13 protein-coding genes and 3 rRNA genes are annotated in these 18,868 nt (G+C 64.2%); 13 read left to right on the forward strand and 3 right to left on the reverse strand.

Features of this window, described 5'->3' with window-relative positions; all coding sequences use genetic code 11:
- The first annotated feature begins 29 nt into the window (after positions 1–29).
- Complete coding sequence (aspS, locus tag SB754_RS17820) at positions 30–1,358, forward strand: aspartate--tRNA(Asn) ligase (protein ID WP_410783743.1); 1,329 nt, start codon at positions 30–32, stop codon at positions 1,356–1,358.
- On the opposite strand, the gene SB754_RS17825 is transcribed toward aspS, so the two are convergent.
- Positions 1,288–2,049 (reverse strand): JAB domain-containing protein, encoded by a 762-nt coding sequence (locus SB754_RS17825; protein WP_410783744.1) that lies wholly within the window; start codon positions 2,047–2,049, stop codon positions 1,288–1,290. The two genes, aspS and SB754_RS17825, sit on opposite strands and share 71 nt — an antisense overlap.
- Before the next feature lie 154 nt (positions 2,050–2,203).
- On the opposite strand from SB754_RS17825, the gene SB754_RS17830 reads away from it, so the two are divergent.
- From SB754_RS17830 to rrf, 8 genes are all read left to right on the forward strand, one after another.
- Positions 2,204–2,923, forward strand: a complete 720-nt coding sequence (locus SB754_RS17830; protein ID WP_410783745.1) for a histidine phosphatase family protein — start codon at positions 2,204–2,206, stop codon at positions 2,921–2,923.
- A gap of 32 nt (positions 2,924–2,955) precedes the next feature.
- Complete coding sequence (locus SB754_RS17835; protein WP_410783746.1) at positions 2,956–3,537, forward strand: TlpA disulfide reductase family protein; 582 nt, start codon at positions 2,956–2,958, stop codon at positions 3,535–3,537.
- Position 3,538: 1 nt separating this feature from the next.
- Positions 3,539–4,279 carry a cytochrome c biogenesis CcdA family protein gene (locus SB754_RS17840; RefSeq protein WP_410783747.1) on the forward strand — a complete coding sequence of 247 codons (741 nt, stop codon included), beginning with the start codon at positions 3,539–3,541 and terminating at the stop codon, positions 4,277–4,279.
- On the forward strand, positions 4,263–5,891 hold the full coding sequence (locus tag SB754_RS17845; protein WP_410783748.1) for a cytochrome c biogenesis protein ResB: 1,629 nt from the start codon (positions 4,263–4,265) through the stop codon (positions 5,889–5,891). The genes SB754_RS17840 and SB754_RS17845 overlap by 17 nt, the downstream gene beginning before the upstream one ends.
- Before the next feature lie 9 nt (positions 5,892–5,900).
- Positions 5,901–6,968, forward strand: coding sequence for a c-type cytochrome biogenesis protein CcsB (ccsB, locus tag SB754_RS17850; protein WP_410783749.1), 1,068 nt, complete (start codon positions 5,901–5,903; stop codon positions 6,966–6,968).
- A 692-nt stretch (positions 6,969–7,660) separates the two neighbouring features.
- Positions 7,661–9,184: ribosomal RNA gene (locus SB754_RS17855) — 16S ribosomal RNA — on the forward strand.
- Between the two features lie 424 nt (positions 9,185–9,608).
- A 23S ribosomal RNA gene (locus tag SB754_RS17860) occupies positions 9,609–12,723 on the forward strand.
- Positions 12,724–12,856: 133 nt separating this feature from the next.
- A 5S ribosomal RNA gene (gene rrf, locus SB754_RS17865) occupies positions 12,857–12,973 on the forward strand.
- Together the 16S, 23S and 5S rRNA genes form the textbook arrangement of a ribosomal RNA operon.
- Positions 12,974–13,184: 211 nt before the next feature.
- Here the strand turns inward: rrf and SB754_RS17870 are convergent.
- On the reverse strand, positions 13,185–13,880 hold the full coding sequence (locus tag SB754_RS17870; RefSeq protein WP_410783750.1) for a hypothetical protein: 696 nt from the start codon (positions 13,878–13,880) through the stop codon (positions 13,185–13,187).
- On the opposite strand from SB754_RS17870, the gene SB754_RS17875 reads away from it, so the two are divergent.
- Both SB754_RS17875 and SB754_RS17880 read left to right on the forward strand, forming a co-directional pair.
- Positions 13,866–14,681 carry a hypothetical protein gene (locus SB754_RS17875; RefSeq protein ID WP_410783751.1) on the forward strand — a complete coding sequence of 272 codons (816 nt, stop codon included), beginning with the start codon at positions 13,866–13,868 and terminating at the stop codon, positions 14,679–14,681. The genes SB754_RS17870 and SB754_RS17875 overlap by 15 nt on opposite strands.
- Positions 14,656–15,675 carry an HAD-IIA family hydrolase gene (locus tag SB754_RS17880; RefSeq protein ID WP_410783752.1) on the forward strand — a complete coding sequence of 340 codons (1,020 nt, stop codon included), beginning with the start codon at positions 14,656–14,658 and terminating at the stop codon, positions 15,673–15,675. Before SB754_RS17875 ends, SB754_RS17880 begins: the two co-directional genes overlap by 26 nt.
- Before the next feature lie 35 nt (positions 15,676–15,710).
- Here the strand turns inward: SB754_RS17880 and SB754_RS17885 are convergent, their stop codons facing one another.
- Positions 15,711–16,703 carry an o-succinylbenzoate synthase gene (locus tag SB754_RS17885; RefSeq protein ID WP_410783753.1) on the reverse strand — a complete coding sequence of 331 codons (993 nt, stop codon included), beginning with the start codon at positions 16,701–16,703 and terminating at the stop codon, positions 15,711–15,713.
- Positions 16,704–16,759: 56 nt separating this feature from the next.
- On the opposite strand from SB754_RS17885, the gene SB754_RS17890 reads away from it, so the two are divergent.
- Both SB754_RS17890 and SB754_RS17895 read left to right on the forward strand, forming a co-directional pair.
- Positions 16,760–17,671, forward strand: a complete 912-nt coding sequence (locus SB754_RS17890) for a 1,4-dihydroxy-2-naphthoyl-CoA synthase (protein ID WP_410783754.1) — start codon at positions 16,760–16,762, stop codon at positions 17,669–17,671.
- Positions 17,672–17,683: 12 nt separating this feature from the next.
- A complete protein-coding gene (locus SB754_RS17895) occupies positions 17,684–18,844 on the forward strand; it encodes an AMP-binding protein (protein WP_410783755.1) in 1,161 nt (386 codons plus the stop codon).
- The last annotated feature ends 24 nt before the right edge of the window (positions 18,845–18,868 follow it).

Consider the following 18,868-nt stretch of genomic DNA (forward strand, 5'->3'; position numbering starts at 1 on the left):
CACCGACCGCACGGGTAGGCTTGGGGCTCGTGACTGCACGCGTTCTGATCAAAGACCTCGCCGCTCTGCCCGACGGCCCCGTGAGCGTCGCCGGATGGGTCGAGACCGTCCGCGACCAGAAGAAGGTGCAGTTCGTCGTTCTGCGCGACGAGTCCGGTGCCGTGCAACTGGTGAATCCGCGTACCGTCGGTGAGGACGGTGTGGTCGTCGCCGACGAGCCCGCCGTCACGATCTCCGCTCTGTCGCAGGGCACGTTCGTCCGGGCGACCGGCGAGCTGAAGCACGACGAGCGCGTGAAGCTCGGCGGCATCGAGATCCGTCTCTCGACGCTCGAGGTCGAGACCGTGGCGATCCCCGAGACCCCGATCGCTCCGGACAGCGGCATCGACAAGCGCATGGACTGGCGCTTCCTCGACCTCCGCGAGCCGAGCCACAATCTGATCTTCCGCGTGCAGACGACCTTCGAGCACGCTCTCCGCCAGTACTGGGTGGACAACGGGTTCGTCGAGATCCACACGCCGAAGCTGATGGCTTCGGCGTCCGAGTCGCGCGCTGAGCTCTTCGAGCTGCCGTACTTCGAGACCACGGCGTACCTGGCTCAGAGCCCGCAGATCTTCAAGCAGATGGCGCAGGCCGCCGGCTTCGGGCGCGTGTTCGAGATCGGCCCGGCCTTCCGCGCCGACCCGAGCTTCACCAGCCGTCACGCCACGGAGTTCACCAGCGTCGACACGGAGATCAGCTGGATCGACAGCCACGAAGACGTCATGAAGGTGCACGAAGAGCTTCTCGTCGCCGGCTTCACCGCGGTGAAGGAGAAGCACGGCGAGGAGATCGAGCGGCTCTTCGGCGTCGAGATCACGGTGCCGTCCACGCCCTTCCCGCGCATCCCCCTCGCCGAGGCGAAGCGCATCGTCGCCGAGCGGGGCTATGAGATCCCGCGTGCCGACGACGACATGGACCCGGAGGGCGAGCGTCAGATCTCCGCCTACGTGAAGGAGACTTACGGTCACGAGTTCGTCTTCTTGACGGACTACGCCTCCACGATCCGGCCGTACTACCACATGCGTCACGAGGACGACCCGTCGATCACGCGCAGCTACGACCTCATCTTCAATGGCGTCGAGATCTCCACGGGAGCACAGCGCGAGCACCGCGTCGATGTACTCGAGAAGCAGGCGGCCGAGAAGGGGCTCTCGGTGGAGGAGCTCGAAGACGTGCTGGCGTTCTTCCGCTACGGCATCCCGCCGCACGGCGGTTTCGGCATGGGACTGGCCCGTGTGCTGATGCTCATGCTGCACCTCTCGAACCTGCGCGAGACGACCTATCTCTTCCGCGGCCCGACGCGCCTGACGCCGTAGGCCCGGAGCCGGGAGCGGACAAGGCCGTCCAGCTGTCCCCGGCCACCAGGATGTGGCCGAGGAACCGCACGCCGAGTGTCGCCGCCGACTGGTCGAGGCGCCTCGTGAGCATGAGATCGGCCACAGAGGCGTCGAGAACACCCGACGGATGATTGTGCGCCACCGCGAAGCCCCGCCCTCCACGGGTGAGCACCGCCTGGAGCACGTCCGCGGGCTGAACGGTCGTCTCGTCCACGCCGCCGTCGCGCATGAGGACGAGCTCGATCGGGCGGGCAGCCCGGTCGGCGACCACGACCACGAACCTCTCGCTGTCGCGATGCAACAGCTCAGGGCGGACCACATCGGCGACCGCCTGGTGGTCGACCAGCCGGGTCCACGTCGAGGACGCCCCGGCCCGTCGCCAGATCTCCGTGATCGCCACCAATCGGCCCGCGGTCGCCGGCCCCACCCCGGGAAGCCGCTCGAGGCGGGCGAAATCCATCGTCGCAAGGCCGGGAAAGCCGCCGGTCCTCCGGAGGACCGACCGCGCCAGGGCGAGAACGCTCCGACCGGTCTGTCCCGACCCGAGAACCAGTGCAAGCACTTCGTCGTCGGTGAGCGCTCCGATGCCCAAGCGGCGCATCCGTTCTCGCGGGCGGTCATGGTTGGGGATGTTCGCAAGTGCCTCACCCTCTTCTTCCTCCTCGGCCATGGCTCGACGCTAAAGAACATGGACCATGTGAAATCCCGAAGGCGAGAATCTGGGGATAAGTCCGTCGGGTGTTAGAGGTGTGGAGAACCCGGCCGCACACGACGCCGATGGGCGCTCAGTCAATTCAAGGGGAACCCCTCCGTAGACTGGAGCTGTGGTAGCGAGCCAGGTTCACCTCGTCCGTCATGGCGAGGTGTTCAATCCCGACGGCATCCTGTACGGCAGGCTGCCGGGATTCGGCCTCTCCAAACTCGGCCACCGCATGGCCCAGGCGGCGGCCGACGACCTGCTTTCGCGGGGCCGGCCGGTGACCGCCCTGCGGGTGTCTCCCCTTCAGCGCACGCGCGAATCCGCCGCTCCTATCGCGGCCGCCTTCGACCTGGAGCCGGTGATCGACGACCGAATCATCGAGCCGACGAATCGCTTCGAAGGCACCAGGATGAAGCTGGCCGTCCGCAAGCCCGTCTCCTGGCCCTACCTGGTGAATCCGCTGCGACCGAGCTGGGGCGAGCCGTACACCAGCATCGAGCGGCGCATGCTGGCTGCCGTGCACGACGCGTTCCTGTCGGTCGACGAGGGCGATGTCATCCTCGTCAGCCACCAGCTGCCGATCTGGGTCACGCATCTGTCGGTCGCCGGGGAGCGCTATCCGCACGACCCGCGCAAGCGTCGGTGCGCGCTGTCGAGCATCACCACCTTCGAACTCCGTCCGGAGAGCGAACCCGAGCCCGACCCGTCGCCGGAGACCGCTTCCGGGAACACCTCCGCCTCCCGCCTCGGCCGTACCCCGGAGGCGCAGCGCCTCACCGAGGTCGCCTACATCGAACCGGCCGCGAGCCTCCTGGTCGCCGCCACGGATGTGGGGGCCGTGTGACCGGCGCATCCCGAGTGCGCTCGCGCACCCTCATGCCCGTCCTGGCTTTCGCCGCAGCGACGGCTCTCGCCCTCACCGGCTGCACTGCGAACGACTCCCTCGCGAACCAGTACCGCTCGGGAAGCGGCCAGAACTACATCGCCGGCGACGGGACGGTGAGCGAGTACGCCGACGCCAACCGCGGAGCGCCTGTCTCGTTCACCGGCACCCTCCAGGACGGCAGCACCGTCAGCTCCTCGAAGTATGCAGGCAAGGTCCTTGTCGTGAACTTCTGGTACGCCGGCTGCCCACCCTGCCGGGTGGAGGCCCCGGCGCTCGAGACGCTGAGTCAGAAGTATGCCGACCAAGGCGTCGCGTTCCTCGGCGTGAACCTCTACGACTCCGCTCAAACAGCGGCGAGCTTCGAGAAGGACAAGGGCGTCACATACCCGTCGGTGCTCGACCGTGACACCGGCTCGGTCCTCCTCGCCTTTAGCAAGACGGTGCCGCCGAAGGCGACGCCGACCACGCTCGTCGTGGATAAGAAGGGCCGCGTAGCCGCCCGCATCCTGGGAGCCATCCCCGACAAGAGCATCCTCGATTCCCTGATCTCCGACGCCGTGGCCGAGCACTGAGGTGGGCGACGTCGGTCAGATCGTCTTCAGCGGCCAGCTCCTGGTGGCCCTGCCGATCGCACTCCTCGCGGGCCTGGTGTCCTTCGCCTCGCCCTGCGTGCTGCCGTTGGTCCCCGGATACCTCGCGTACGTCGGCGGAATCAGCGACCCGGGTGCCAAGCGCGACCGGTCGCGACTGCTCACCGGCGTCGCCTTGTTCGTCCTCGGATTCGCCATCGTCTTCGTGGCCTACGGCGCCGCGTTCGGCGCCCTCGGCTACTGGCTGGTGCGCTGGCAGGATGTGGTGGTCCGGATCCTCGGGGCGCTCGTGATCGTGATGGGCCTGGTGTTCATCGGGCAGTTCTCGTTCCTCCAGCGGACGATCAAGCCGTCCTGGCGCCCGGCCACCGGACTGATCGGGGCGCCCCTGCTCGGCATCGTGTTCGGGCTGGGATGGACGCCGTGCATCGGCCCGACTCTCGCGGCCATCAGCGCGCTCAGCGTCGGAAGCGGTTCGCCCTGGCGGGGAGCCCTTCTTGGCCTGTTCTACTGCATCGGCCTCGGCATCCCGTTCCTCCTCGTCGCCCTCGGCTTCGACTGGGTGGCGGGTTCGGTCGCGTTCCTCAAGAAGCACATCCGGGCGATCAACATCATCGGCGGCGTCCTCCTCGTGGTCATCGGCATCCTCATGGTGACCGGCCTCTGGAGCGAGCTCATGTCACAGTTTCTGGCGGTGATCCAAGGTTTTGAGCCGGCCCTCTGACCACATCGATTCCGCGCCTCCGCACGAGGACCCCGACGTCGCGCAGCCCAAGCTGGGCCCGACCGGGTGGATCCGCTGGTTCTGGCGGCAGCTGACGAGCATGCGCACCGCGTTGTTCCTGCTCCTCCTCCTCGCCATCGCCGCCGTGCCCGGGTCGCTGGTCCCGCAGCGGAGCTCCGACCCGAACGGCGTCACCAAGTACTTCACCGACAACCCGTCGCTGGCTCCGGTGCTCGACAAGCTGCAGGCCTTCGACGTCTACACGTCGGTCTGGTTCTCGGCCATCTACCTGCTGCTGTTCGCCTCGCTGATCGGTTGCATCATCCCGCGCACCGCGCACCACTTCCGCGCGATGCGTGCGAAGCCGCCGCGGACTCCGGTGCGGCTGGCGCGCATGTCCGGATTCCAGTCCCGGGTCCTGCCGGCCGAGCTGCGCACTGGTGCCGTCGACCCGGTCGTCGCTGCTCGGGAGGTGCTGAAGGCCAACCACTATCGGGTAGCCCTGTATCAGGACGCGCGCTCCACGTCGGTGTCGGCCGAGCGCGGGTATCTCCGCGAGTCGGGCAACCTGGTGTTCCACATCGCGTTGCTGGGGGTCCTCCTCGCCATCGGGGTCGGGGGAGGCTTCGGCTACACCGGCCAGAAGATCGTGGTCGAAGGGCAGAGCTTCGTGAACAGCCTCCCGTCGTACAACTCGTTCAACCCGGGGCGCTTCTTCAGTGATGCGTCCCTCTCGCCGTTCTCCATCGCGGTGAACAAGCTCGACGTGCGGTACGAGACCAAGAACCAGGATGCGATCGGCACGCCGCTCGACTACACCGCGCACGTGACCACGACCGGCCCAGGGGACTCCACCGCCGACACGACCATCAAAGTCAACGAGCCGCTGGCCATCGGCGGCACGAACGTCTACCTCCTCGGAAACGGGTACGCCCCCACGATCACGGTCAAGGATCCGCAGGGCAAGGTCGTCTTCAGTGACAGCGTGCCCTTCATCCCGCAGGCGGACCCGAACCTGACGTCGCTCGGGTTCGTGAAGATCCCGGATGGTCTGAAGGAGCAGGTCGGGATGATCGGCTTCTTCTATCCGACCGTCACAGCGAGCCAGACGGCGCAGGGCGCACTGGCGTCCAAGTTCCCAGGGCTTGAGGATCCGGTGCTGAGCCTGAACGTCTACGCCGGCGACCTCGGCGTCGACAACGGCGTCCCGCAGTCCGTCTACAGCCTCAACACCGACACGCTCGAGCAGCTGGCCGGTCCTCCGACCAAGACCAAGGCGCTGGAGCTGAAGCCCGGCACGACCGTGCAGTTGCCGAACGGGCTCGGGACCATCTCGCTGGATGGCGTCAAGCGGTTCGCGACGCTCGAAGTGCACCACGATCCCGCACAGATCTGGGTGCTGCTGTTCGCCGTGCTCATCCTGCTCGGACTCCTGACCTCGCTCTTCGTCCCGCGGCGTCGCCTGTGGGTGAAGGCCATCGAGAACCCGGACGGTTCCCTCACGCTGGAGTACGCCGGCCTCGCCCGCGGCGAAGACCCCAACCTCCTGTCGGCGGTGGCCGGTGTCGCCGATCAGCATTCCGAGGCCCTCACCCGGCCCCCGACGACTTAGGCTTGCATCGTGACCGAATCTCTGGCTCAGCTGTCGACCGTGTTCCTGTACGCGGCGATGGGGCTCTATGCGGCGGCGTTCATCGCTTTCGCGCTCGATCTCGCCCGGCGCGGCGCTCGAGCGACCGCGGTGGAGGCTGCCGTCGTGCCGAGTGCGGTGGCACGACGTGCGGAGGTCGCCGCTCCGGTGGGAGCACCGGCGACGACGGTGATCGGCGGCAGCAGCACTGCGCCGCCACCCCCGCCCTCCTCTGCGCTCGGCAGGCTCTCCTCGCGCATCAGTACGCGCGTCGAAGATGACGTGATGAACGCTGCAGGAGGCGGAGCGTCCCTGAAGTGGGCGTTCGCTCTGACGATCATCGGCTTCGCGTTCCACCTGGTCGCCGACGTGTTGCGCGGCATCGCGGCGGCCCGGGTGCCGTGGGCCAACATGTGGGAGTTCTCGATGACGGGGACTCTCGTCATCATCGGGGTCTTCCTGATCGCCAACCTGAAATGGCCGATCACCTACGTTGGCACCTTCGTCCTCGGACTGGTTCTGGTGCTGCAAGGCATCGCGCTGCTGCGCTACTACGTTCCCGTCGTCCCGTTGCAGCCGGCGCTCCAGTCGTACTGGCTGGTCATCCACATCATCGTGGCCGTGCTAGGCACGGCGTTCTTCGCCCTCGGGTTCGCACTGTCGGGGCTGCAACTGCTGCAGTACCGGCGGGAGCGGCAGGTGGCGGAGTCGCGACCCCAGCAGTTCCGGTTCCTGGCGACCCTGCCGAGCTCGGTCGCGCTGGAGAACCTGGCGTACCGGATCAACATCGTCGGCTTCATCGCGTGGACCTTCACGCTGATCGCGGGAGCCATCTGGGCCGAGAAGGCGTGGGGCCGGTACTGGGGGTGGGACACCAAGGAGGTCTGGACCTTCATCATCTGGGTCATCTACGCCGGCTACATCCACGCCCGCGCGACCCGCGGTTGGCGCGGATCCCGATCGGCCTGGCTGGCGATCATCGGCTTCGCCGCGGTGCTGTTCAACTTCGGCATCGTCAACGTCTTCTTCCACGGACTGCACGCGTACTCGGGACTGTGACCGAACCCGTGTCGCAGAGAACCCCTCGGAGCCCCAGGCTCTCGAGGGGTTTTCGCGTTCGTGGAGGCTGTGGCCGACTCCCAGAGCGGGAACTTCCGCGTGTTTCCGCGGAAGTCAAGCGCGACACGCCCGGGCTGCGGGCCGAATTTGCACCGACTCGGAGGCCTGCGTAAAGTACTTACTTGTCACCCCAAAGGTGCGGGAGAGCGGAAGAGCTCCCCGGCCTCAAGCGGGACCGAATCCAAAGCCTAGCGGCAAACCTGAACTTGAATAAGTTCGCTTGCTGCGCTTAGGATTAACACCCACTCACTGAGCAGGTCTAACCGGTTCGGATCGTGTGAAACGGTTGTGCCCACCACATATCGGGCCAACGGGAAACACGAAACGCCGACTTGACAAACTGACTGAGAGTGGTAAGGTAGAGAAGTTGCCTCGCAGAGACAGCCGGAAGGTTGAAAGGCGAGAGCGTCCGATCCTTGAGAACTCAACAGCGTGCACAATGTCAAATGCCAAATAACCTCGGCATTGACTTGCTAGACCTAGTCTAGCGGTCGATGCGAGATTCCTTTGGATTAGAAACAGAATGTCAGTAGATATTCGAAACTAGTCAAGACAAACTCGCAGTGCGTGGGCACATTTCCTGCCCCGCCTGCACAATGTTTCCCGATCGCTTGCGATTGTGGAGCAAAACATTTACGGAGAGTTTGATCCTGGCTCAGGACGAACGCTGGCGGCGTGCTTAACACATGCAAGTCGAACGATGAACCTGGAGCTTGCTCCGGGGGATTAGTGGCGAACGGGTGAGTAACACGTGAGTAACCTGCCCTTGACTCTGGGATAACCTCCGGAAACGGAAGCTAATACCGGATACGACGTACGGAGGCATCTCCTGTACGTGGAAAGAACTTCGGTCAAGGATGGACTCGCGGCCTATCAGGTAGTTGGTGAGGTAACGGCTCACCAAGCCTACGACGGGTAGCCGGCCTGAGAGGGTGACCGGCCACACTGGGACTGAGACACGGCCCAGACTCCTACGGGAGGCAGCAGTGGGGAATATTGCACAATGGGCGCAAGCCTGATGCAGCAACGCCGCGTGAGGGATGACGGCCTTCGGGTTGTAAACCTCTTTTAGTAGGGAAGAAGCGAAAGTGACGGTACCTGCAGAAAAAGCACCGGCTAACTACGTGCCAGCAGCCGCGGTAATACGTAGGGTGCGAGCGTTGTCCGGAATTATTGGGCGTAAAGAGCTCGTAGGCGGTCTGTCGCGTCTGCTGTGAAAACCCGAGGCTCAACCTCGGGCCTGCAGTGGGTACGGGCAGACTAGAGTGCGGTAGGGGAGATTGGAATTCCTGGTGTAGCGGTGGAATGCGCAGATATCAGGAGGAACACCGATGGCGAAGGCAGATCTCTGGGCCGTAACTGACGCTGAGGAGCGAAAGCGTGGGGAGCGAACAGGATTAGATACCCTGGTAGTCCACGCCGTAAACGTTGGGAACTAGATGTGGGGACCATTCCACGGTCTCCGTGTCGCAGCTAACGCATTAAGTTCCCCGCCTGGGGAGTACGGCCGCAAGGCTAAAACTCAAAGGAATTGACGGGGGCCCGCACAAGCGGCGGAGCATGCGGATTAATTCGATGCAACGCGAAGAACCTTACCAAGGCTTGACATATACGAGAACGGGCTAGAAATAGTCAACTCTTTGGACACTCGTAAACAGGTGGTGCATGGTTGTCGTCAGCTCGTGTCGTGAGATGTTGGGTTAAGTCCCGCAACGAGCGCAACCCTCGTTCTATGTTGCCAGCGCGTAATGGCGGGAACTCATAGGAGACTGCCGGGGTCAACTCGGAGGAAGGTGGGGATGACGTCAAATCATCATGCCCCTTATGTCTTGGGCTTCACGCATGCTACAATGGCCGGTACAAAGGGCTGCAATACCGTAAGGTGGAGCGAATCCCAAAAAGCCGGTCTCAGTTCGGATTGAGGTCTGCAACTCGACCTCATGAAGTCGGAGTCGCTAGTAATCGTGGATCAGCAACGCCACGGTGAATACGTTCCCGGGCCTTGTACACACCGCCCGTCAAGTCATGAAAGTCGGTAACACCCGAAGCCGGTGGCCCAACCCTTGTGGAGGGAGCTGTCGAAGGTGGGATCGGTGATTAGGACTAAGTCGTAACAAGGTAGCCGTACCGGAAGGTGCGGCTGGATCACCTCCTTTCTAAGGAGCAACTGGCACCCTCGGGTGTCCAGGCGCCAGATCTGAGCGAACGTCTCAGCTGGTTAGCTCATGGGTGGAACATTGACATTGGTGCGGAGCCGAACGGCTCGAACTCAGTACATCCCTCGGGATAGGAACGGTTCGGACTCGGAAGCCTCGCACATGCACGCTGTTGGGTCCTGAGGGACCGGACCTCATCCGATCGGATGAGAACCGAATCCTCTGGACCTTTTCTCGTCGGCATCAATGGCCGGCAGGAAAGGTACCGCCCGTACTTTGAGAACTACACAGTGGACGCGAGCATCTTAGATTCGAACCTTCGGGTTCGGATCACAAAGATGATCTCAGTACTTTCGAGTACTGATAGATCATTGGTCAATCTGCTCATCTTCGGATGAGTCGATCGATTCTAAAACTCATGTGATTTCAAGTTTCTAAGAGCAAACGGTGGATGCCTTGGCATCTGGAGCCGAAGAAGGACGTAGTAATCTGCGATAAGCCTCGGGGAGTTGATAAACGAACTTTGATCCGAGGATTTCCGAATGGGGAAACCCCGCTGGGCCCTTTATGGTGACCCAGTGACTCCCGCCTGAATATATAGGGCGGGTAGAGGGAACGTGGGGAAGTGAAACATCTCAGTACCCACAGGAAGAGAAAGCAAAAGCGATTCCGTTAGTAGTGGCGAGCGAAACCGGAAGAGGCTAAACCGATCATGTGTGATAGCCGGCAGGCGTTGCATGGTCGGGGTTGCGGGACTTTTCTGCTGCTTCTGCCGAACAGCGAGCGTTACAAAGGATCATAGGTGAATGGCATTGAAAGGCCAGCCACAGCGGGTGCCAGCCCCGTAACCGAAATGGTCCAATGGCGCGAAGAGTATCCCAAGTAGCACGGGGCCCGAGAAATCCCGTGTGAATCTGTCAGGACCACCTGATAAGCCTAAATACTCCCAGATGACCGATAGCGGACAAGTACCGTGAGGGAAAGGTGAAAAGTACCCCGGGAGGGGAGTGAAATAGTACCTGAAACCGTTTGCTTACAAACCGTTGGAGCCTCCTTGTAGGGGTGACAGCGTGCCTTTTGAAGAATGAGCCTGCGAGTTAGCGATATGTGGCGAGGTTAACCCGTGAGGGGTAGCCGTAGCGAAAGCGAGTCTGAATAGGGCGATTCAGTCGCATGTCCTAGACCCGAAGCGAAGTGATCTATCCATGGCCAGGTTGAAGCGACGGTAAGACGTCGTGGAGGACCGAACCCACTTAGGTTGAAAACTGAGGGGATGAGCTGTGGATAGGGGTGAAAGGCCAATCAAACTTCGTGATAGCTGGTTCTCTCCGAAATGCATTTAGGTGCAGCGTTGCGTGTTTCTTGCCGGAGGTAGAGCTACTGGATGGCCGATGGGCCCTAAAAGGTTACTGACGTCAGCCAAACTCCGAATGCCGGTAAGTGAGAGCGCAGCAGTGAGACGGTGGGGGATAAGCTTCATCGTCGAGAGGGAAACAACCCAGACCACCAACTAAGGTCCCTAAGCGCGTGCTAAGTGGGAAAGGATGTGGAGTTGCACAGACAACCAGGAGGTTGGCTTAGAAGCAGCCACCCTTGAAAGAGTGCGTAATAGCTCACTGGTCAAGTGATTCCGCGCCGACAATGTAACGGGGCTCAAGCACGCCACCGAAGTTGTGGCATTGACATTATTGGTAGGCCTTCGTGGTCCAGCCGTGTTGATGGGTAGGAGAGCGTCGTGTGGCGAGTGAAGCGGCGGTGTAAACCAGCCGTGGACGCCACACGAGTGAGAATGCAGGCATGAGTAGCGAAAGACGGGTGAGAAACCCGTCCTCCGAAAGACCAAGGGTTCCAGGGCCAGGCTAATCCGCCCTGGGTAAGTCGGGACCTAAGGCGAGGCCGACAGGCGTAGTCGATGGACAACGGGTTGATATTCCCGTACCGGCGAAGAACCGCCCAAGCTAATCCAGTGGTGCTAAGAGTCCTAATCCTGGACACGGATCCCTTCGGGGTGAAGGTCCGGGCCTAACGCTCGACCCCATGCTGGTGCGGCTAGCGTATTAACAGGTGTGACGCAGGAAGGTAGCCCAGCCGGGCGATGGTAGTCCCGGTGTAAGTGTGTAAGCCGAGAGATAGGCAAATCCGTCTCTCACATAGGCCCAGGCACGATGCGTAGTCTTCATTGACGAAATGGGTGATCCTATGCTGCCGAGAAAAGCATCGACGCGAGGTTCCAGCCGCCCGTACCCCAAACCGACTCAGGTGGTCAGGTAGAGAATACCAAGGAGATCGAGAGAATCGTGGTTAAGGAACTCGGCAAAATGCCCCCGTAACTTCGGGAGAAGGGGGGCCTGAGGCGTGAACGGACTTGCTCCGGGAGCGTTTGAAGGCCGCAGAGACCAGTGGGAAGCGACTGTTTACTAAAAACACAGGTCCGTGCCAAGTCGCAAGACGATGTATACGGACTGACGCCTGCCCGGTGCTGGAAGGTTAAGAGGAAGGGTTAGCTTCGGCGAAGCTCAGAATTTAAGCCCCAGTAAACGGCGGTGGTAACTATAACCATCCTAAGGTAGCGAAATTCCTTGTCGGGTAAGTTCCGACCTGCACGAATGGCGTAACGACTTCCCAGCTGTCTCAACCGCGAACTCGGCGAAATTGCACTACGAGTAAAGATGCTCGTTACGCGCAGCAGGACGGAAAGACCCCGTGACCTTTACTACAGCTTGGTATTGGTGTTCGGTGTGGCTTGTGTAGGATAGGTGGGAGACTTTGAAGCCGGCACGCCAGTGTCGGTGGAGTCAATGTTGAAATACCACTCTGGTCACTCTGGATATCTAACTTAGAACCGTAATCCGGTTCAGGGACAGTGCCTGGTGGGTAGTTTAACTGGGGCGGTTGCCTCCCAAAAAGTAACGGAGGCGCCCAAAGGTTCCCTCAACCTGGTTGGCAATCAGGTGTCGAGTGTAAGTGCACAAGGGAGCTTGACTGTGAGACTGACAAGTCGAGCAGGGACGAAAGTCGGGACTAGTGATCCGGCAGTGGCTTGTGGAAGCGCTGTCGCTCAACGGATAAAAGGTACCTCGGGGATAACAGGCTGATCTTGCCCAAGAGTCCATATCGACGGCATGGTTTGGCACCTCGATGTCGGCTCGTCGCATCCTGGGGCTGGAGTAGGTCCCAAGGGTTGGGCTGTTCGCCCATTAAAGCGGTACGCGAGCTGGGTTTAGAACGTCGTGAGACAGTTCGGTCCCTATCCGCTGCGCGCGTAGGAAATTTGAGAGGATCTGACCCTAGTACGAGAGGACCGGGTTGGACGAACCTCTGGTGTGTCAGTTGTTCCGCCAGGAGCACCGCTGATTAGCTACGTTCGGGATGGATAACCGCTGAAAGCATCTAAGCGGGAAGCCGGCCTCAAGATGAGATTTCCATGCCTTCGGGCGAGAGGCTCCCAGCTAGACTACTGGGTTGATAGGCCGGATGTGGAAGTGGGGACTAAAGACCCATGGAGCTGACCGGTACTAATAAGCCGATAACTTGATAATCACCACTCTCATACTGTTGTAAGGCTGGTATGAGGGGCATGAGATTGCACGCGTCCACTATGTGGTTCTCGATGTACGGTCGAGAACTGATTCGAGCTTTTGCTCGACGTTCACTTTGATACATCAATAGTGTTTCGGCGGCCATAGCGAGAGGGAAACGCCCGGTTACATTCCGAACCCGGAAGCTAAGACTCTCTGCGCCGATGGTACTGCAGGGGGGACCCTGTGGGAGAGTAGGACACCGCCGGACTTCTTTGTGAGATGGCCACCCAGTGATGGGTGGCCATTTCGCGTTAACGGGGTCGCTTGCAGCACGCAGCATAGGCTGGCCTCGACCCGCCGAATCGACAGGAGAAGCCGTGAGCGACACACCGGCAGACGACAACGCGCGCAACGAGCGGCCTGATCGCCGGCAGCAGCCCGGTCGTCCCGCACGTTCAGGCGGCGAAGGACGACCCCGGTCAGACGGTGGCCCGCACGGGCACCCGCGTGCCGGTGGGGCATCCCGTGACCGCTCCGCGTCCAGCGGCGGGAGCTCCTGGAAGGGGCGCTCGGGAGCATCCCGCGACGACACCGGGCGGCCGGCACGTTCCTCCGATGGTCATCGGTCCGACGGCTATCGGTCCGGCGGGGAGCGTGGTCGAGACGCGGGTCAGCGGTCGGGCGGCTACCGAGGTCGGAGCGACTCCGACGGCGGCCAGCGCGCCGGCGGCTACCGCGGACGAGACGATGCTGCCGGCGGTCAGCGCTCGGGCGGCTTCCGAGGACGCGACAGCAGCAGCGGTGGTCAGCGTTCCGGTGGGTACCGCGGTCGGAGCGACGCAGACGGTGGTCAGCGGACCGGTGGGTACCGCGGGCGAAGCGACGCCGACGGTGGTCAGCGGACGGGTGGGTATCGCGGGCGGGACGATTCTCGGGGTGGTGCACGCTCCGGAGCACCGCGAAGCGGAGAGCGGGACAACTTCCGTGGAGGCGGCGCACGAGGGCAGAGCTGGGACGGGCGGCGCTCCGGCTACGAGAGGCCGGGACGTGACGAGAAGTTGTGGACGCGCGACGGTCGCCCTGCGCGCGGGGACCGCGACGCCCGCGCCGATAGCCGCGAGCTCGATGCGGAGGCGCAGCGCGCCCGCGAACTGCAGTCGGTGCGCCCGCGTCACGACGACCCTGAGATCCCGGACGATGTCCAGGCTCGCGACCTCCCCAACGAGGCCCGGGTGGAGCTGAAGACCCTCATCAAGGACAACTCCGATTGGGTCGCCAAGCACCTCGTCATGGCCGGCCGTCTGATCGAGTCCGATCCCGAAGCTGCTCACCGGCACGCGGTCTCCGCGTCCCGGCGCGCCGGCCGCGTGGCCGTCGTGCGAGAGACACTGGCTATCACCGCGTACGCGACCGGCGACTTCGCCCTCGCGTTGCGGGAACTGCGGACGTATCGGCGGATCTCCGGGTCCAACGACCAGCTTCCGATGATGGTGGACAGTGAGCGGGGTGTGGGGCGGCCGGACCGCGCGCTCGAGCTCGGTCGATCCGTCGAGCGGAGCGCGCTGCCGGCGGACGTCCAAGTGTCCCTCGCCATCGCCATGTCGGGCGCCCGGCTCGACCTCGGTCAGCCGGAGGCGGCCCTCGCCGAGCTGGAGATTCCGCAGCTCGACCCCAACCGCGCATTCAGCTACAGCGCCGACCTGTTCCACGCGTACGCCGAGGTGCTCGAGGACCTGGGGCGAGACGACGAGAGTGCCCGGTGGCGCGAACGAGCCGCCCGCGCCGAGGCGGCCTTCGAGCAGGCGGAATCGCTCGACGAACACGAAACGATCGACATCATCGAGGAGGAGCTCGTCCTGGAGGATCAGGACGACGAGCAGCGTGCGCCCGAAGGCGACGAGACCTCCGAAGGCGACGAGACGCCCGACGACGAGAAGGGCCAGACCGGCAATGGCGCTGTTTCGACGGAGCAGTGACGAATCGACACCGCTCGACGGTGTCGGTCTGGTGCTCGCCGACCTCGACGGCGTCGTCTACAAAGGGCCGGACGCCATCCCGCATGCCGTCGAGAGCCTCAACGCGACGGCTGAAGACATCCGGGTCGGTTACATCACAAACAACGCGTCGCGAACCGACGCCGCCGTCGCCGAGCACCTCAGCGATCTCGGCCTGCAGGTGAAACCGTCTGACGTGGTCACCTCCCCGCAGGCCGCCGTCCGCCTGCTCGCGGACCACGTTGTGGCAGGGGCGAACATCCTGGTCGTCGGCGGTGACGGGCTGGTCGACGAGGTGCAGAAGGCCGGCTTCTCCGTCACGCGATCCGCCGAAGACGATCCCGCTGCGGTCGTGCAGGGCTTCTCGCCGGAGGTGGGCTGGGCACAGCTCGCCGAAGCATCCTTCGCCCTTCAAGGACGAACGGACGTCGAGCGCCCCTGGATCGCCACCAACACGGATTGGACCATCCCGGTCGCCCGGGGGATCGCGCCGGGGAACGGCACTCTCGTGTCCGCTGTGCACACCGCGGTCGGCCGCCTGCCGCTGGTGGCCGGGAAGCCGGAGCGGGCCATCTTCGATGAGGCGGTCGCACGCTTCGGCGCGCAGAAGCCGCTCTTCATCGGCGACAGACTGGACACGGACATCCTCGGCGCGAACCGGGCGGGCATCGCTTCCGTCCTCGTGCTCACCGGTATCGACGGCGGCAAGCAGCTGCTCTCGGCGGACGCGGATTCCCGCCCCACGTACATCCTGAGCGACCTGCGCGGACTCAGCGAGCCGTACCCGGAGGCCCGAACGGCGAGGAACGGTGCGGTCACCGTCCGCGACGCCACGGTGACGATCGAAGGGAACGAGGTACGGATCGTCTCTGAGGGCACGGACCCGGTCGACCTGCTGCGCGCAGCGTGCGCAGCGATCTGGAACTCCGGCCGCGCCATCTACGGGCTCGATGTCCCAGAGCGCCTCTACGGCTGAACTCGTCTGAGGCCCAACCGCTCTACGGCTGAACCCTAGAGGGAGATGTTCCGCTCGACGATCCGGTGACAGCGCCGGACACGGTCCAGCCACCACGCCGTGCGCTCGTCGTCGGCACCGAGCGCATCCAGGCGCCGTGGCGACACAGCGGGACGGATGACCGGGATGCTGCCGTCGCGCGGGAGCAGCGGTTCTTCGGTGACGTCGTTCACGAACATGGCCGCTGTGCCGAGGCCGCAATCGAACTCCAGTTCAGGGAGTGCCGCGGCCAGATGAGCGCCCATGGCGATGCCGACCGAGGTGTCGATGGCGCTCGAGACGACGGCAGGAAGCCCGGCCTCCGCGACGATCCGGAGGGCGGAGTGCAAACCGCCGAGGGGCTGCGCCTTGACGACGAGCAGGTCGGCCGCGCCGGCCCGGGCCACGGCAAGCGGATCGGCGGCCTTCCGAACGCTCTCGTCCGCCGCGACGGGGATGCCCATGTACCCGATGCGGCGGCGCAGCTCGGCGAGCTCGTCCACCGTCGCGCAGGGTTGCTCGACGTACTCGAGGTCGAACGGCGCCAGGGCGTGGATCGCGTGCTCGGCCTCGTCGAGATTCCACAGGGTGTTCGCGTCGATGCGGATTCGCCCCTCCGGACCGAGAGCCTCGCGGACCGCGCGGACCCGCGCGATGTCATCGCTCAGCGTCTGGCCGGGCTCGGCCACCTTGACCTTCGCCGTCCGGGCGCCGGGGTAGCGTGCCAGCACCGCGGGCACCTCCGCCGCGTCGAGAGCCGGGATGGTCGCATTGACGGGGATGCGGTCTCTCAGCCCAGCGGGAGCGGCGCGCCAGCCGAAGTCGATGGCCGCGTGGAGCCACGCTGACGCCTCTGCGTCGTCGTACTCGACGAACGGGGAGAACTCCGTCCACCCCTCCGGGCCTTCGAAGAGCACTGCCTCGCGCGTACTGATTCCGCGGAACCTGGACGTCATCGGAAGCGTCACGACGCGTGCAGTTGCTAACAGGTCGGCGAGCTCCGGAAGCATCCACCAAGTGTTGCACGTCCCGACCGCCGGGGAACGGCGAACCGTAGGCTGGACCCATGCAAGCGGACGTGTCAGAGCTCTTCGATCCGGAGGTGTGGCGTGAGGTCGACGGTTTCAGCCGGCTCACCGATATCACCTACCATCACGACGTCACTGGGCGTATCGCGCGGGTGGCCTTCCATCGGCCGGAGGTACGCAACGCCTTCCGCCCGCACACCGTCGACGAGTTGTACTCCGCACTGGAGGACGCGCGGACGAATCCTCGGATCGGCGTGGTGCTGCTGACCGGCAACGGGCCGAGCCCGAAGGACGGCGGCTGGGCGTTCTGCTCCGGTGGGGATCAGCGCATCCGGGGCAGAGACGGCTACAAGTACGCAGAGGGAGAGACGGCGTCGACAATCGACGCCGCCCGGGGTGGCCGCCTGCACATCCTCGAAGTTCAGCGCCTCATCCGGTTCATGCCGAAGGTGGTGATCGCGGTGGTTCCGGGATGGGCGGCCGGAGGCGGGCATTCGCTGCACGTCGTCTGCGATCTCACCATCGCCAGTGCGGAGCATGGGCGGTTCAAGCAGACGGACGCGGACGTCGGGTCGTTCGACGCCGGCTACGGCTCCGCGTACTTCGCACGCCAGATCGGGCAGAAGTTCAGCCGCGAGGTGTTCTTCCTCGCACGCGAGTACTCGGCGCAGCGCGCCTACGAGATGGGTGCCGTCAATGCGGTCGTGCCGCATGCAGAGCTGGAGACGGTGGCCTTGGAGTGGGCGAACGAGATCCTCACCAAGTCGCCGACGGCGATCCGCATGCTGAAGTTCGCGTTCAACGCTGTCGACGACGGCATGGTGGGGCAGCAGGTGTTCGCCGGTGAGGCGACCAGACTCGCCTACGGGACGGACGAGGCGGTAGAGGGCCGGGACGCCTTCCTGCAGAAGCGGGAACCGGACTGGTCCCCGTTCCCCTGGCAGTACTGAGGGGCCGAGACGATGACACGCGCGTTGCGGGTGGTGGATGCGTCGCGGCCGGGCGAGGTCCTCGTCGCACTGCGCGAAGCACTGACCGGGACGCGGGAGGCGGTCGTCCCGCGGGCACCGTCGATGGCACTGCCGGCCGTAAGGTCGGTCGGCCCGGAGCGCGTCGCTCAGAATGTGGCAGTCGTCATCGAGACGTCGGGATCGACGGGGTCTCCGAAGCGCGTGGCGCTGTCAGCCGACGCGTTGCTCGCCAGTGCGGCGGCATCCGCAGGTGTCGTCGGTGGTCAGGGGCAGTGGCTGTTGGCGCTTCCGGCGCACTATGTCGCCGGCGCCCAGGTGCTCGTGCGGTCGATCGCCGCCGGGACAGACCCCGTGTTCTATGGCGAGGGACATTTCGACCCAGAGCGTTTCGCGGAACTGGCGCGCGAGCTCGACCACGATCTCCGCTACACGTCGCTGGTCCCGGTGCAGCTGGCACGACTGCTCGACAGTGCTGAGGCAGGATCACGGGACGTCGCCTCCGCGCTGCGGCGCTTCGATGCCATCCTTCTGGGAGGTCAGGCGGTGGCGCCGTCGCTGCGCGAGCGGGCCGATCGGCTCGGCGCCCGGATCATGGCGACGTACGGATCGAGTGAGACCGCAGGCGGTTGCGTCTACGACGGCATGCCGATCGGAACGACGGTCGTGCGCGAGAGCGCCGGACTGCTGGAGGTGTCCGGGCCCACACTTGCGGAGGGCTACCTGGGTGATCCGGATCGCACGTCCGCTGCCTTCCACGAGGCGGACGGGGCGCGCTGGTATCGCACGGGCGACCTGGGCGAGGTAGCGGCCGATGGCCGCGTCACGGTGTTCGGCCGGTCGGACAACGTGATCATCTCGGGCGGCGAGAAAGTGCTCCTCGACGCGGTCGAACGCGTGGTGCAGGAGGCGCCTGGCCTCGGCCATGCGGTGGTCGTCGCCGCGCAGCATCCCGAATGGGGACAGGTTCCGGTCGTCGTCACGGAAGGTGCACCTCCCGTGACGTTGCCAGAACTTCGAGCGGTCGTCGCGGAGCGGCTGGGGAGGGCCGCCGCACCGGCGCGCATCCTCGTGGTGGATCGGCTGCCGCGCCTGGCGAGCGGCAAACCGGACCGTGTCGCGCTCGCCGCTGTCGCGAACGACCGACCGGCATAGCCGTTGTTGTTACGATTCGCTCTG

The sequence above is a fragment of the Leifsonia sp. SIMBA_070 genome (assembly GCF_046534635.1).
Lineage (GTDB): Bacteria > Actinomycetota > Actinomycetes > Actinomycetales > Microbacteriaceae > Leifsonia.

Coding starts and splice junctions, on each gene's coding strand:
- SB754_RS17825 (WP_410783744.1), bottom strand. CDS start 2,049: ATGGCCGAGGAGGAAGAAGAGGGTGAGGCACTTGCGAACATCCCCAAC.
- SB754_RS17835 (WP_410783746.1), top strand. CDS start 2,956: ATGCCCGTCCTGGCTTTCGCCGCAGCGACGGCTCTCGCCCTCACCGGC.
- SB754_RS17880 (WP_410783752.1), top strand. CDS start 14,656: ATGGCGCTGTTTCGACGGAGCAGTGACGAATCGACACCGCTCGACGGT.
- SB754_RS17885 (WP_410783753.1), bottom strand. CDS start 16,703: ATGCTTCCGGAGCTCGCCGACCTGTTAGCAACTGCACGCGTCGTGACG.
- SB754_RS17890 (WP_410783754.1), top strand. CDS start 16,760: ATGCAAGCGGACGTGTCAGAGCTCTTCGATCCGGAGGTGTGGCGTGAG.
- SB754_RS17895 (WP_410783755.1), top strand. CDS start 17,684: ATGACACGCGCGTTGCGGGTGGTGGATGCGTCGCGGCCGGGCGAGGTC.